A 15,604-nucleotide genomic window follows, 5' to 3' on the forward strand; every position below is an offset into this window, starting at 1 on the left:
GCGCGATGACCCCCGTCGTCGTCACCATCGACACCGGCAGCAGCCGCCGCGCGGGCTGGAGCGCCGCCGCGCTGGTGGCGGTGGCCGCCACGCTGCCTTTCTGGGGCGAGCCCAGCTGGATGCGCGAGTTCGTCGAGATCGCCTGCTACTTCATCTTCGCGATGATGTGGAACCTGCTGGCCGGCTATGGCGGCATGGTCAGCATCGGGCAGCAGGCCTTCTTCGGCTTCGGCGGCTACGTGATGCTGATGCTGGGCAACTTCGCGGGCGTGAATCCGTTCGTGGCGATTCCGCTGGGGGCACTGGCCGCGGCGCTGATCGCGGTGCCGGTGTCCTTCGTGGCGTTCCGGCTGTCGGGCGGCTACTTCGCCATCGGCACCTGGGTGATCGCCGAGGTGTTCCGGCTCAGCTTCGCCAACGTGTCGGCGGTGGGCGGCGGCTCGGGCACCACGCTCACGGCGCTGCGCGGCATCGAGCGCGCCACGCGCGAGAGCGTCACCTACTGGATGGCGCTGGGCTGCGTGGTGGCGGCGGTGTCGCTGGTCTACCTGTTCCTGCGCAGCCGCTTCGGGCTGGCGCTGCTGGCGATCCGCGACAACGAGATGGCCGCCGAATCGCAGGGCATCCCGGTGGCGCGCATGAAGCTCGCGGTGTACGTGGTGGCGGCCTTCGGCGCCGGGCTGGCGGGCGCGCTGTACTTCGTGGGCAACCTGCGCATCAGTCCCGACGCGGCCTTCGCGCCGAACTGGACCGCCTTCGCGATCTTCATGGTCGTGATCGGCGGCATCGGCCGCATCGAGGGGCCGCTGGTGGGCGCGCTCGTGTTCTGGGCGCTGAACAAGTTCCTGAGCGACTACGGCACCTGGTACCTGCTCGGCCTCGGGCTGCTGGCCATCGTGGCCACGATCTTCTTCAAGCAGGGGCTGTGGGGCTGGGCGCAGCAGCGCTGGGCCTGGTCCCTGTTCCCGACGCAGCGGCGCCTGGCGGCGGCGCACGCGCCTTCTTCCCCCCTGGAGCCCGACGCCCATGCGCAACATCGATGAACACACCATCACCGCCGCCGTGCTCGAGCGCATGGCCGGCTGCGAAGACACGCGGCTGAAGGAAGTGATGTCGGCGCTGGTGCGCCACCTGCACGACTTCGCGCGCGAAGTGAGGCTCACCGAGGCCGAGTGGGCCGCGGGCATCGACTTCCTCACCGCCACGGGCCAGAAGTGCGACGCGCAGCGCCAGGAGTTCATCCTGCTGTCGGACACGCTGGGCCTGTCGATGCTCACCGTGGCCATGAACCACGCCAAGAGCCCGCAGGCCACCGAGGCCACCGTGTTCGGCCCCTTCCACGTGGCCGGCGCGCCGCAGCTCCCGCTGGGCAGCGACATCGCGGCGGGCGCCGTGGGCGAGCCGCTGTTCGTGCAGGCCACCGTGCGCGGGCGCGACGGCGAGCCCGTGGCCGGTGCGGTGGTCGACGTGTGGGAGGCCGATGCCGAAGGCTTTTACGACGTGCAGCGGCCCGGCAACCCCATGCAGGGGCGGGCGGTGCTGCGCACCGACGCGCAGGGGCGGCTGTGGTTTCGCGGCGTGGCGCCGGTGGCCTATCCGATTCCCACCGACGGGCCGGTGGGCGCCATGCTGCGCGCGACCCGCCGCCATCCGTGGCGGCCCGCGCATGTGCACTTCATGGTGCAGGCGCCGGGCTACGAGACGCTGATCACGCACGTCTTCCGCGAAGGCGATCCGTACCTCGACAGCGATGCGGTGTTCGGCGTGCGCAGCTCGCTCATCGGCGACTTCGCGGTGCACGCCCCGGGCCGCGCACCCGACGGCAGCGTGCAGGCCGGGCCGTTCCACACGCTGGACTTCGCGTTCGTGCTCGAGCCGACTGGGACGTGAGGAGGAGGCCGCGAACCGTTTCGGCGTTTCGCCGCCTCTCTTGCAGGTGTCCCTCTTCAAGGAGCCCTGCATATGTGTCCCGTTTCCATCACCTGGCATCTGCTTCGCGGCGCGGGAGCGCTTGTTCTCATCGCGCTGGCTGTGCTGCTGTCGTCCGCCCATCCCTGGACCGCGCCGTTCGCCCTCGTCGGCGCCTTGCTGCTGCTGCGCGGCTGCCCGATGTGCTGGCTCGTCGGGCTGCTCGAAAGGCTGTCCGCGCGCAAGGCGGCCCCTGCGTCCGAGGCCACTTCCCAGAGGGGTTCATGAGCGATCGGCCTTCGCGGAATGGAAGGCTGATCCGGGATTCCATCCGCCCGTGTCGAGGGGGTGACGCCCCATTAGTGTGAGTTTGTTTGCACACGATGACAAAAGAACAGGGCTACCTGTTTCCGTTGGTCAATATCGGCACTTTTCCCTATCGACTGTACATAAACGTTAATACATTCCACTCCATTGTGAGAGGCATGCGGGGAGCGATGAAAAGGGAAGCGATGGTGGACAGGGTGGAACAGAAAAACGGTCGTGTGGTGGTGCTGACGGACTCCGGCGAAGAGATCGACTGGCTGCGAGGCCGGTTGAAGGACGCCGGCTTCAGCCCCTTGTGTGTGGTCAACGAGGAAGACCTGCTGGAGGCCGCGTCGATGCCCGGCGTCGGGCTCTTCCTGCTGATGGGCGAGGCGATGGAGGGCGCGCTGCCGGAAATCCTGTTCGGCATCGGCGCCAGCCGTGCGGCCACGGCGCCGGTGGTCGTGCTGACCCGGTCGCGCGGCGTGCTGGAAACGCCCCGCGTGTCGGTGTTCGACGTCGATGATTTCCTGGTGAGCCCCTGGAACGCGGAAGAGGTCGTGGCGCGCGTGTCGACGCTGTGCGGCAGGAAATCGCTGCGCCGAAACGCGAAGCCGCACGGCCTCTACGGTTTCCAGCTCGTGCGCAGCCGCCTCGCGGTCGAGTACGCGAGCCGCGAAGCCATCATGACGCCGAGCGAATTCGAGATCGCCCGGGTGCTGGTGCGCCACCTCGACACGCCCGTGTCGCGGCAGCAACTGCCCCAGGGGCCCCGATGCAATGGCGAGCTGGGCGCCAGCCGGTCGCTCGATGCGCTGGTGTCGCGCGTGCGCAAGAAGCTGGCATCGATCGTGGCGGGCGAATTCCGCGTGCGCTCGCTCTACGGCGTGGGCTACACGCTGGAGCGCGCGCACAACCGGCACGGCAAGTGAGTTTTCGCGGGCAGCGCCCGCGGCATCCGAAGGGGTGACGCAAGGTCACCTTGAAAAAAGACGCTCGCCCATTCGCCTCCGAATTGAGGCCGGGCGTCGACAGACCAACGAATGAATTCCGGCGAAGTGAGCCGGCCGGGATTGGCTTGAATTGAATTCATGCCAATGGCGCAGCCGTGCCTGTTTGAATGAAATTGGATTTTGAAAAATCCATCAGGCCGTATTTCGCGCTGACCGTGATTGAAACCATTGGGGGACAGGGCGCGCATGCCGTCCCTGAAATTCACGGCGCCTGATTACACAGTCTGTGAATTTGTAAATTTAGTTTCGAAGTGGCCTCAGAGGGCCGGACAGAGGCCGCCCGAAGGGCCTCGTTTCTCCCTTGAAACATTGGGGGGTCGTGAGGCGGCGGGTTGGTGTGGAAGTGAAATTATTCAAATGCATCAACAACTTGGAGGCGATCCGCTTGTGAAATTGATCACACTCCAATTGCAGGTTTATTCACAATCTGAGCAGACGTCCAGATTACATCTGTATTCACAGTTGTTAACTTTGGAGGGCCTCTCGTGACATTTTCACGGAACCCTCGGCCATTGCAAGTGGCGGATCGCGGACGTTCGATTGTTTTTGTAAACATTCAGAAAATAATATGAACGTGGTAAATGGCTCATGGAAGTGGCTCGAAAAGGGCAGGCTTGCGTGAGGCCGAGAGTGGGCATCGGAGGCGGTCGTCGCCGATGCCGGTGTGTCAGTGGTGTGCTGCAAGTGGCTGGGAAATGGCTTCGACGCCAATTCGCGAGGCCACAGGTCAAGTCGGTTTGATCTTCGTGTTGCCTCGGTCTGGCTTTGAAGTTGTTTTTTAGGAGTTGTCTATGTCTATCGGAAGTTCGTCTCAAGTGAATTCATTCATGTCGCCGGTGGTCCGGCTGACCGTTCGCCTCGGCCTGGGGCTCGGCGTGGCCATGACCCTGGGGCTGGGCGGCATGGCCGCCGCGCAGGGCACGAAGGCCGCGCCCGCGCCCACCGAGGCCGCGCAGAAGAAGACCGTCGCGGTCGTGCTGACGCAGGCCAAGGTGGTCAAGGACGCGCAAGGCAAGGAGCAGCTGCTGGCGGCCGATTCGGTCAAGCCGGGCGACGTGCTCGAGTACACGGCCACCTACACCAACCACACGGGCAAGGCCGTCACCGGCCTGGTGGCCAACCTGCCGATCCCCGAAGGCCTGGAGTACCTGCCCAAGACCGCCAAGCCCGGCGCGACGCTGGTCAAGGCCGCGACCAAGGACGGCGCCTTTGCCGCCGAGCCGCTGGCGCGCGTCGTCAACGGCAAGTCGGAGCCGGTTCCGTACAACGAGTACCGCTCGCTGCGCTGGACGCTGGGCCAGCTGCCCGCGAACGGCTCGGCCGCGGTGACCGCGCGCGCCAAGGTCGAGACGGTGGTGCCGCCCGCGCCGGTGGCCGCTGGTGCCGACGCGCAGAAGGTTGCGCGCAGCACGCCCTGAGCTTCCCGCGCTGACGACGACCGTCGGCGGCACTGAGCCGCGCTGACGGCCGGTTCTCTCTTTTCTTCAAAACCCCGCTGGTTTTTCCATTGCCGGTTTCCGTTCGCGGAAATCCCCGGCCGGGGTGAGTTCGTCCTTTTTTTGACCTTTTTTGACCCCAACCCCCGAGGAGAAACCCAAGTGATCCCTACCTTGTCTGCCCGTCGCACCGGCCCCGCGCCGCGCGCGCTCTGGGCGGGCGCAGCAGCCCTGACGCTGAGCTTCCTTTTTGGAAGTTCCGGCGCACTCGCTGCGGCTCCACCCGCCAACACCATCATCGGTAACCAGGCTTCGGCCACCTACCTGGACCCGAACGGCGCCAGCCAACTGGCCACCTCCAACCTCGTGCAGACGACGGTGCAGCAGGTCGGCTCGTTCAACCTGGACACCTACACCACCGTGACGACCAACGTGGTCAACACCAAGACCGGCGCCGCGGGCACGACCGTGTACGCACCGCACGTGCTGACCAACACGGGTAACGGCACCGACACGTTCACGCTGAGCGTGGCCGCACCGGCCAGCCCGAACGGCTTCACCAAGGTCGAAGTGTTCGCCGACGCGAATGCCGACGGCGTGCCGGACAGCACGACCGCGCTGTGCTCGGTCGTTCCGGGTGCGGTCTGTAACGTCCCGGCCCAGACCGTGGCGGGTGGCAACGGCACGTTCCCGTTCGTCGTGGCGTACTCGATCCCGAGCACCGCTTCGTCCGGCACGTTCACCTCGCCGGTGGCCGCGACCATCACGGCCACCGCAGGCACGCCGGCGCTGTACGCGGCGGGTAACACGCAAGCGGCCGACGTCGACAACGTGAACCTCACGGATCAGGCGGCCTTCAACGCCACCAAGAGCCTGAGCGTTCCGTCGGTCGCCTGGTCGGCCAATGGCGGCACCTGGCCCGCGGCATCGGTGAGCGGTCCGCGCTCGGTCGCAGGTTGCGCGGCTACCACCACGGCAGCTGGCGCACCCGCAGCAGGCTGCGTCTACACCACCTACACGTTGAAGTTCAACAACACGGGTGGTGCGGCTGGCCGGTTCGTCATGACCGACACGTTGCCCGCGGGCTTCACGTACGTGCCGGGTTCGGCCGTCTGGAGCAATGCACCGGGCACGGCGCTCACGGACGCACCGCAGGGTGATGTGGCTGGTAACGCCATCGACTTCACCGCGACCGGCAACACGCTGGCCTTCGTGGTGGCCTCGCTGCCGCCGAACGTCACGCAGACGGTGAGCTTCGTCGTGATGGTCAACAACACGGCGGCCATCGGCACGTCGACCACGACCAACACGGCCAAGTACAACCCCGTGACTGTGCCGACGACGGTCACGTCGGACAACCCGGGCACGACGGGCTCGCCGACCAACCCGGCGAGCTACAACGTCATCGGCACCTTCGGCATCGTGCTCGGTTCTGCTTCCGGCAGCCCGACCACCTCGCTGGACACGGCGGTGGGCAACCCCAACACGACCGCAGCCGACACGACGACTGTCGCCAGCGCGGCCATGGGCGCCACGGTGAAGTTCACGCAGACGGTGTTCAACACGGGCAATGCCACGGACGTCGTGAACCTCACGGCCGCCCTGGGCACCTTCCCGGCCGGAACGACCTTCAAGTTCTTTGCCGCCGACGGCGTCACGCCGTTGATCGACAACAACAGCGACGGCATTCCCGACACCGGTCCGGTCGCGGCCAACGGCAGCGTGCAGTTCGTGCTCGCCGCCACGCTGCCGTCTCCCGGCACGCTGCCCACCGGTCCGTTCAGCGCGATCGTGACGGGTACCTCGACGGGCGACAGCACGAAGACGGAATCCACCCGCGACACCCTGAACGCCATGATCGGCGTGCTGGTCGACCTGACCAACACGGCCACCGGTAACGGCACTGCAGGCAACACCGGCAACGGCGACGTGGGCACGGGCCCGAGCCCGCAGCCGACCACCACGAAGACGACCGCTGCCGGCACCGGCGCGATCTTCACGCTGTTCGTCAAGAACAACGACACGGTGGCCAACACCTACAGCCTGGCGGCGAGCCAGACCAACAGCTTCCCGGGCAGCCTGCCCGCGGGCTGGACCGTCAAGTTCGTGGCGGCGGGTGGCACCTGCACGGGTGCGGCGATCACCACGGTGGACGTTGCAGCCAACGCGCAGACGCCGGTCGATGCCTGCGTGACGCCGCCTGCTTCGCAGACGCCCGTCACCGGCCAGCTGGTGTACTTCCAGGTGCGTTCCACCATCGTGACTTCGACGGGCGCCGTGGCGATCGACACGAAGACCGATGCCGTGACCGTGACCCAGGCCGTGACCTACGGTGCGACGCTGACGCCGAACAACAACGGCCAGATCGCCCCCGGCGGCTCGGTCGTGTACGCCCACACGCTGACCAACACCGGCACGCAAAGCTGCGCAGGCCCGTACACGGTGTCGGCCACGCTGCCGGCGGCAGACGTGACGGCTGGCTGGACCACCGCGCTGTACATCGACGTGGACGGCGACGGCCAGATCGGCAGCGGCGACACGCTGGTGACCGGCACGATCCCGGGCCCGCTGGCGGCCAACGGCACGCAGAAGCTGCTCGTCAAGGTGTTCGCACCGGGCGGCGCTTCGGCAGGTGCCGTGGACACGGCCACCGTCACGGTGACCTTCCCGGCAGGCGCCACCTCGTGCGGCACGCCCTCGGCCACCGACGTGACCACGGTCATCACGGGCCAGATGCGCCTCGTGAAGACGCAGGCACTGGACACGAACTGCGATGGCACCGAGGTCCCGTCCTCGTCGGCTCCGCTGGTCGCCAAGCCCGGTGAGTGCATCGTGTACCGCGTCGTTGCCACCAACGAAGGCGCGGCACCGGTCACCAACATGTCGATCAACGACGCGGTGCCGGCCTACACCTCCTTCACCGGTGCGACGCAGCCTCCGGCCGCCAACCAGTGCACGTCCACCGGCGTGACCGGCACGGCCCTGGCCTACAGCAGCACCGCCACCACCGTGGCCTGCGGCAGCGCAAGCAACACCGTGGCTCCTGGCGGCACCGCCACGCTGCTGTTCTCCGTGAAGGTCAACAACTGAGCTTCACCTGAGTGAAGCGGAGCCGACGAGCGCAAGCCCGTCGGCTCCCTCGCACAGGGCGCACCAAAGCCTGTGCGTTTTTCCTTTGCGCCTTCCCTCTCTTCCTCTGTCGAAGGCGAGGGCGCAAACGAAAAAGTTCTTTCGTTTCTTCTGATCCCCACGCGGTGATCGATCAAGGGTTCGCGGCATGCTGTTCACTTTCAATCCCAGGAGCACACACCGGCCATCGTGGCGCGGATGGGCTGCCGCGCTCGCCGCTGGCGCAGCGCTGCTGCTGGGTGGTGCCGCCCAGGTGAACGCCGCACCGGCCCCGGCCGGCATCGTGATCCGTAGCATCGCCACGGGCACGTACGTCCCCAACGGCCTGGCGCAGACCGAGACCATCTCGTCCAACGAAGTGATCGCCACGGTGCTGCCGGTGGAGGCGCTGGTGCTCACGCAGGACCAGTCGCTGTCGCGCCCGCCCGCGAGCATCGTCACGCTGAGCCACCTGCTCACCAACACCGGCAACGTCGCCTCCACCTACACGCTGGCGCTGGCCAACAACGCCGGCGGCTGCGCGGCCGACACGCTCGATCTGTCCGCCTTGCGCGTGGTGCGGGACAGCAACAACAACGGCGTGGTCGATCCGGCCGATCCGGTGGTGCAACTCAACGCCGCGGGCGCCATCGCGCTCAAGCCCGGCGAGACCGCCGCGCTGCTGGTGCAGGGCACGATCCCCACGGCAGCCACGGGCGTGGCCTGCGTGGGCCTCACGGCCACCACCGCGCTGCAAGGCCTCACCGCGATCAACCGCGACACCGTCACCGTCGGCAACGCCGCCGCGCTGCAGCTGGTCAAGTCGGCCAGCTACCCCGGCAACGTGATCCCCGGCCAGACGCGCATCGACTTCTCGGTCTCGGGCACCAACATCGGCGCGCAGGACGCGCAGCCGTCCAACGTCATCGCCCCGACCAACACGCCGCTGCTCGTCAACGGTGCCCCTTCCGCCTTGGTCCTCGTGCGCGACCCCGTGCCCGCCGGCACCCAGTACGTGCCCGGCACCTTGCGCACCACCGCCGCCAACGCCGTCAAGCTGTACCGACTGGCCAACGATCCGGCGTTCAGCTACCGCACCGCCGAAGACGCCTCGGCCGTCGAAGTGGCCATCGGCATCTCCACGCCCGTGGCGCGCAACGTGTCCATCGCGATGCAGTTCGCCGTCAAGGTCAACGCCGACCAGGTGGGCGAGATCCGCAACACCGCGCACAGTGCCTACAACGACGGCACCGGCCCGGCCACCGTGCCCTCGAACACCATCGTCATCAGCTCCAGCCAGGCGCGCATCGGCGTGGCCAAGGCCGCGTCCACTCCGCGCGTGAACCGCGGCGCCGACGGCAAGACCGACGGCACCGCCACCGTGCGCTTCAGCGTCAACGTGCGCAACTACGGCACGTCATGGCTGTACGGCGTGCAGGCCGCCGACGTGATGGAAGGCGCGGGCGCCACGCAGTTCGGCAGCTACACGGCAGCCGCCGTGCCTGGCGCGAACCAGTACACCATCGTGCCCGGCTCGATCGTGATCGCGCCCGCACCCAGCGGCGGCACCGTCGCCGCCCCCAACCCCGCCTTCAAGGGAACCGCCGCCGCCTCGAACCTGCTGGCCGACGGCGCCGTGCTGCCCGTGGGCGCACAACTGACCGTGCAGTTCGATGCCCGCATCAACTTCACCGGCCGCACCGGCACCTTGCTGAACACCGTCAAGGCCTCGGGTGCCCTCAATGCCGGCGGCCCGGCGGTGGCCCTGGACGACTCCGTCAACGGCGACAACCCCGACGCCGACGGCGACGGCAACCCCAACAACGACACCTCGCCCACGCCGGTGTCGACCCAGCTGCCCACGCTCACGCTGACCAAGCAGGCCTCCATCGCGCGTCGCGTGTCGCCCGGCGTCTACGAGCTGGACTACACCTTCAAGGTCACCAACACCGGCGCCGTCGCCGCACCCAACGTGCGCGTGATCGACAACCTGAACTGCACCTTCGACATGGACAAGTCGAGCGGTCAGGTCGCCTCGTGGGAACTGCTGGGCCCGCCCAAGGCCGCCAACGGCAACCTCAACGCCGCCACCGGCTTCACCGGCCGCGCCACCTGCAACCGCAGCACGCAAGACAGCGCCGACCCCTTCCAGCTGCCCACCGAAGTGGCGCTGAGCCTGACCGACGGCGCCCGCGCCCTGGCTCCCGGCCAGAGCGAGCAGATCCGCCTGAGCGTGCGCATCACCGAGAAGGCATCGGCCATCGGCGGGCGCGTGTCGCTCACCAACAAGGCCTGGGCCGCCGCCTTCGAGCAGAACACCGTCAACGTCACGCCCACCATGCTGCTGGCGGCCACCGCCACCTCGGTGCAGGCGCTGCTGGTCGATCCGCAAGGCACGGTCTACAACGCACTGACCCGTCAACCTGTGGCCGGCGCGCTGGTCACCTACACGCGCCAGTCGTGCAGCAGCGGCACGGCCGGCCCCATCACCGCGGCCGAGATCTACGGCGCCGACTCGGGCACCTACACGCTCAACCCCAACGGCAGCGTCTCCATGACCACGGGTGCCGACGGCGCCTACCAGTTCTACCTGCAGACGCCGCCCGTGACGGGCCTGTGCACGTACGCACTCTCGGTCACGCCCCCGGCCGGCAGTGGCTACGTCTACCCCTCGCAACTGATCCCCGTCACCGGTGGCTCGTTCGCCAGCTGCGGCGCCGTCGTGCCCAGTGCCGTGCCCCCGAAGGATGCCGACCCGACCAGCTACTACTTCCAGGTGCAGGCCGGCGCCAAGCCCGACGGCACGCCGTGCGATGCCGTGCACAACCACATCCCGCTCGACCCGGGCAACATCCTGGGCCTGGTGCTGCGCAAGGACGGCAGCAAGCGCCAGGTCGAGTTCGGCGACTTCATCGACTACGCGCTCACCGTCACCAACAAGACCGGCTTCCCCGTCACCGGCGTCACCTTCAACGACACGCTGCCCCCGGGCTTCGCGTACGTGGCCAACAGCGTGCGCCTCAATGGGCAAGTGGTGCCCAACCCCGCCGGCGGCGCCGGCCCGGGCCTGATCTTCCACTACCCCACGCTGGTGGTGGCCCCCGACCAGTCGGCCATGGTGCGCTACCGCGTGCGCATCGGCGTGGGCGCGCCCACCAACGGCGACGCCATCAACCGCGCGCGCGCCACCTCGGGCCCCATCCAGTCGAACCTGGCCAACTGGACCGTGCGCGTGACGGGCGGCGTGTTCTCCGACGACGCCTTCGCCTTCGGCAAGGTGTACCTCGATTGCAAGCGCGATGGCCAACGCGACGGCAGGCAAGAGGGCGCCGACGAGATCGGCGTGCCCGGCGTGCGCCTGTACATGGAAGACGGCACCCACGTCGTCACCGACATCGAAGGCAAGTGGAGCCTGTACGGCCTCAAGCCCGTGACCCACGTGCTGCGCCTGGACCAGACCACGCTGCCGCTGGGCGCCAAGCTCGAAGTGCTCGACAACCGCAACTCGGGCACCCCCGAGAGCCGCTTCGTCGACCTGAAGAAGGGCGAGTTCCACAAGGCCAACTTCATCATCACCAACTGCGACGAGAAGAGCGTCATCGCCGACGTGGCCGCACGCCGCGCCGCCATTGCCGCGCGCCCCGACACCGAGGCCGAAGCGCAGGTGCGCCTGCGCCTGGACCCCGAAGGCAAGGTCGTGCCCGTGGGCGACGTGCGCGGCCTGCCCGCCACCGGCCAGGCGCTGGCCAGCGGCAGCACGGGCGCCGTGCAACCCACCTCGGCGCCGCTGATCGCGCTGCCCGTGGCACCGGCCAACGCCAGCAGCTTCGTCAGCGGCGGTGGCGGCAGCATGGGCGGCACGCTGGGCGTGCAGCCTGCGATCCCCACCGGCAGCCTGTTCTCGCCGCTGAACGGCGTGCCCACCTCGGGCCTGCCGTCGTCGACCACCAGCGGCTCGGCCACCGGCGTCGGTGCGCAGGCCATGCGCCCCATCGGCACCGGCGGCGCGATGCTCGAGCCGCGCGCCAACCCGCTGCTGCCCCAGGCCGTTCCGAGTCCCATCGAACTCGAGACCCTGCTGCCCCAGCTGGAGAACAACACCCTGGGCTTCATCGGCCTGAAGGACCGCGACACCGTCGCCGGCCAGTCGATCAACGTGCGCGTCAAGGGCACCGCCGGCACCAGCCTGCGCCTGAGCGTCAACGGCAGTGCATTGGAAGAACGCCGCGTCGGCAAGAAGACCCAGCTGGCCTCCAAGAACATCGCCGCCTGGGAATACATCGGCGTGGCCCTGCGCCCCGGCACCAACACCCTCAAGCTCGAGGCCGTGGACGGCTTCGGCAACGTGCGCGGCAGCGCCGACGAGATCACCGTCGTCGCCCCCGACAAGCTCGGCGCCATCGAGGTCGACCTGCCCGAGGTGGCGCGCGCCGACCTGCGCACGCCCGTCGTCGTCAAGGTGCGCCTGATCGACGCGGCCGGCGTGCCCGTCACCGCCCGCACGCAACTCACGCTGGAGAGCGACCGCGGCCGCTGGCTGACCGAAGACCTGAACCCCACCGAACCGGGCACCCAGGTCTTCATGGACGGCGGCGCCGCAGAGTTCCAGCTGATGCCCCCGGGCGAGCCCGGCGATGCGCGCCTGCGCGTGAGCGCCGGCACCTTCGTCAAGGAAGTGCGCCTGGCGCTGTTGCCCGAGATGCGCCCCATGATCGGCGTGGGCATCGTCGAAGGCGTGCTCGACTTCACCAAGCGCGGCAAGCTGCCCCTGGGCGCCATGCCCGCCGGCGCCGCCTTCGAAGCCGAACTCTCGGGCCTGAAGGACGAAGGCAGCAACAGCCGCGCCAGCGGACGCGCCGCCTTCTTCTTCAAGGGCACCGTCAAGGGCGAGTACCTGCTCACGGCCGCCTACGACTCCGACAAGACGCGCAAGGACCGCCTGTTCCGCGACATCCGCCCCGACGAGTTCTATCCGATCTACGGCGACTCCGCGGTCAAGGGCTTCGACGCCCAGAGCACGCAAAAGCTCTACGTGCGCATCGACAAGAACCGCTCCTACCTGCTGTACGGCGACTTCACCACCGCCAGCAGCACCGAGGTGCGCAACCTGAGCCAGAGCAACCGTTCGCTCACGGGCCTGAAGCACGTGTACGAGGACGAGAACGTGCGCGCCACCAGCTATGTCTCGCGCACCGCGCAGACGCAGCAGGTGGAGGAGTTCCGCGCGCTGGGCACCTCGGGCCCGTACTACCTGAGCGCCAGCAACGGCGAGTTCGTGGACAACAGCGAACAGATCGAGATCGTGGTGCGCGACCGCAACCAGCCCAACATCGTGCTGCAGCGCACGGCCGTGGCGCGCTTCGTGGACTACACGGTGGAGCCGCTCACGCGCCGCATCCTGTTCACGCACGCCATCGCCTCCATCGACGCGAACCTGAATCCGCAGTCGATCCGCGTGACCTACGAAGTGGACAGCGGTGGCCCCAAGTTCACCGTGGCCGGCACCGACGTGCAGGTCAAGGTCAGCGAGAACCTGCAGCTGGGCGTGGTGGCTTCCACCGACCAGAACCCGCAGAACAAGCGCAACCTGCAGGCGCTCACGGGCGTGGCGCGCATCGGCCAGAACACCAGCGTGGCGGCCGAGCTGGTCAAGACCGACTCCGACGACAAGGGCAACGGCCACGGCGCGCGCGTGGAAGCGCGCTACCAGGACGAGAAGCTGGCCGTGGTGGCCCTGGCGGCCAAGACCAGCAAGGGCTTCGACAACCCCGGCGCGAGCTTCTCGGCCGGCCACACCGAAGCCTCCGCGCGCGCCGAGTACCGCGTCGACCCGACCCTGGCCGTGCGCGGCGAGGTGCTCTACAGCAAGGACGCAACCCAGGTCGACGAGCGCAAGGGCGCCACGGTGAGCGTGCAGAAGAAGCTCAGCGACAAGACCGTTGCCGAAGTGGGCCTGCGCCACGGCCAGAGCAACAACGCGCTGGGCTCCAGCTCGGGCTTCGACTACGGCCAGATCTCCACCTACAACGGCCAGATGGGCAGCAGCATCGGCGCCAACAGCGTGACCACGCTGGGCGCGGCCGCCGCCGCAGCCGGCGTGGACACGCAGAGCCAGACGACCGTGCGCGGGCGCCTGTCGACCGAGGTGCCCGGCGTGGCCGGCGCGCAGGTGTTCGTGGAAGGCGAGCAGGACCTGAAAGACGGCAAGCGCCACGTGCTGGCCGTGGGCGGCAACTACGCCATCACCGACAAGACGCGCGTGTACGGCCGCTACGAGCTGATCTCCACGCTCAACGGCCCCTACGAGCTGGACAGCACGCAGCGCAACAACACCGGCATCGTCGGCATCGAGAGCAACTACATGGAAGGCGGTCGCGTGTACAACGAGTACCGCATCGCCGACGGCGCCGAAGGGCGCGGCGTGCAGGCGGCCATCGGGGTGCGCAACACCTTCAAGATCAACGAGCAGATCCGCGTGACCGGGGGCATCGAGCACACGCGCGACATGAGCGGCTACAGCAACAGCAAGAACACCGGCACGGGTTATGCCGGTGGGCTGGGCGAATCGACCGCGATCACCAGCGGCATCGAATACATCACCGACCGGATCAAGGCCAGCGGCGTGTATGAAGCGCGCCGCGGCGACGACGCGAACACGCGCCTGTTCAGCGCCGGCTTCGGCTTCAAGCTCGATCCGTCCTGGAGCCTGCTGGCGCGCAGCATCGTGAGCGACAGCGAAGGCCAGGGCGCCAACGCGGGCAACGAGCGCCACCTGCAGCGCCACCAGATCGGCATCGCTTACCGGCCGGTGGACGACGACACCTGGAACGCGCTGGCGCGCTATGAGCGCCGCTCCGAGCGCGTGGTGGGCGCGGGCAATGCGGCCGGCGCGCTGCAGGGCAGCAGCGTCTTCGGCGCCGACAACGGCGCCAGCCTGCCGGGCAAGACCAGCGCGGACATCGTCTCGGCGCACGTCAACTACAACCCCGAGCCGGGCAAGGCGGTGATGGCGCGCTACGCCTTCAAGCTCAGCCGCGCCGACGACGGCACGCTGGCCAGCAAATACTGGGCGCACCTGGTGCAGGCGCGCTACACGCAGGACATCAACCAGGACTGGGACTTCGGCGTGCAGGCCGGCCTGCTGTACGGCAAGGGCGGCGCGCTGCAGAAGACCTTCGGCGTCGAGGTGGGCTACCAGGTGCAGAAGAACATGTGGGTGTCGGCGGGCTACAACTTCGTGGGCCTGAACGACCGCGACCTGACGGCCAACGAGTACACGAGCAAGGGCGCCTATGTGCGGCTGCGCTTCAAGTTCGACGAGACCCATCTGGGCTTCGCTTCGACAGGGGAGACGAACGTGGCCAAGGCTGCCAAGGCAGAGAAGGTGGCTGTGGATGCGCCGGAAGTGGCCCCGCTGCCGATGCGCACCGTGCTGCAGGCCGAGGCGCTGTTCGAGCCCGCCAAGTCCTTCATCAAGCCGCAGGCGCACGACACGCTGAACACGCTGGCCGCGCAGATCAAGGCGACCGAGGCACAGGTGGTGATCCACATCAGCCACTCGGACGCGCAAGGCAGCGCTGACGACCGCATGCAGCTGGTCGCGCAGCGGACCAACGCGGTGCGCAGCTACCTGATCGGGCGCGGCGTCGACGTGCTGCGCCTGCGCACCGATACCAAAGAAGACACGCAGCCTGTCGCGGGCGATGACAGCAGCGCCAAGAGCCGCTGGGTCGTGATCGCCGCGGCCGCGCAAGAAACCCGCTGAACGAGACCATGATGCAAAGCAGAACGAGAAACGAAGCGGGCGGGATGGCGCGGCTCGGCGGGGTGTTG

At 68.1% G+C, this 15,604-nt stretch carries 7 protein-coding genes; all 7 read left to right on the plus strand.

The features are described 5' to 3' along the window. The first annotated feature begins 5 nt into the window (after positions 1 to 5). The 7 genes from AC1RGU_RS04325 (at position 6) to AC1RGU_RS04355 (ending at position 15,536) form a co-directional block, all read left to right on the plus strand. Positions 6 to 1,043 carry a branched-chain amino acid ABC transporter permease gene (locus AC1RGU_RS04325; protein WP_492694979.1) on the plus strand — a complete coding sequence of 346 codons (1,038 nt, stop codon included), beginning with the start codon at positions 6 to 8 and terminating at the stop codon, positions 1,041 to 1,043. Then, positions 1,027 to 1,890 (plus strand): intradiol ring-cleavage dioxygenase, encoded by an 864-nt coding sequence (locus tag AC1RGU_RS04330; protein WP_492694981.1) that lies wholly within the window; start codon positions 1,027 to 1,029, stop codon positions 1,888 to 1,890. The genes AC1RGU_RS04325 and AC1RGU_RS04330 overlap by 17 nt, the downstream gene beginning before the upstream one ends. Positions 1,891 to 1,962: 72 nt before the next feature. Next, positions 1,963 to 2,196: a hypothetical protein gene (locus tag AC1RGU_RS04335; RefSeq protein ID WP_492694983.1), complete on the plus strand. Its 234-nt coding sequence runs from the start codon at positions 1,963 to 1,965 to the stop codon at positions 2,194 to 2,196. 236 nt (positions 2,197 to 2,432) lie between these two features. Continuing rightward, entirely contained in the window at positions 2,433 to 3,146 is a 714-nt protein-coding gene (locus AC1RGU_RS04340; protein ID WP_157754996.1) for a response regulator transcription factor, read from the plus strand. Positions 3,147 to 4,042: 896 nt separating this feature from the next. After that, positions 4,043 to 4,645: a hypothetical protein gene (locus AC1RGU_RS04345; RefSeq protein ID WP_492694985.1), complete on the plus strand. Its 603-nt coding sequence runs from the start codon at positions 4,043 to 4,045 to the stop codon at positions 4,643 to 4,645. A gap of 180 nt (positions 4,646 to 4,825) precedes the next feature. Beyond that, on the plus strand, positions 4,826 to 7,753 hold the full coding sequence (locus AC1RGU_RS04350) for a beta strand repeat-containing protein (protein WP_492694987.1): 2,928 nt from the start codon (positions 4,826 to 4,828) through the stop codon (positions 7,751 to 7,753). A gap of 187 nt (positions 7,754 to 7,940) precedes the next feature. Continuing rightward, positions 7,941 to 15,536 carry an OmpA family protein gene (locus AC1RGU_RS04355; RefSeq protein WP_492694989.1) on the plus strand — a complete coding sequence of 2,532 codons (7,596 nt, stop codon included), beginning with the start codon at positions 7,941 to 7,943 and terminating at the stop codon, positions 15,534 to 15,536. Positions 15,537 to 15,604 lie beyond the last annotated feature (68 nt).

Source organism: Variovorax sp. GW823-FHT02B07, assembly GCF_058797695.1.